Genomic DNA, 271 nt, shown 5'->3' on the forward strand with positions numbered 1-271 from the left:
GGAGAAGGTAGTCCCATGGCTATTCGTACAATCACCATCGGTAAACGTTCCGCAGTCGGCTTCGGCCTGATTGGCCTGCTCGTACTCTTCCTTGGCCTGTTCGCCCTGAGCCAAATGGCTAACATGCGCAAAGAGAGCAGGGAAGTCGACGAGAACTGGCTGCCAAGTATCATGGCAGTCAGCGATCTAAATGTGTCCGTGATGCGTATCCGCGCGCTTACCTTGCGCATGGCTCTGGCCGAAGACCCACAGATTGTACGAAGCACCACCG

1 protein-coding gene is annotated in these 271 nt (G+C 55.7%); it reads left to right on the forward strand.

What is annotated here, in order from left to right:
- Positions 1-15 precede the first annotated feature (15 nt).
- A partial coding sequence (locus tag AAEZ10_RS27365) for an MCP four helix bundle domain-containing protein (protein WP_350571817.1) occupies positions 16-271 on the forward strand: 256 nt, incomplete at its 3' end.

The sequence above is a fragment of the Pseudomonas sp. H26/SER47-MNA-CIBAN-0231 genome (assembly GCF_040310465.1).
Classification (GTDB): Bacteria; Pseudomonadota; Gammaproteobacteria; order Pseudomonadales; family Pseudomonadaceae; genus Aquipseudomonas; species Aquipseudomonas atacamensis.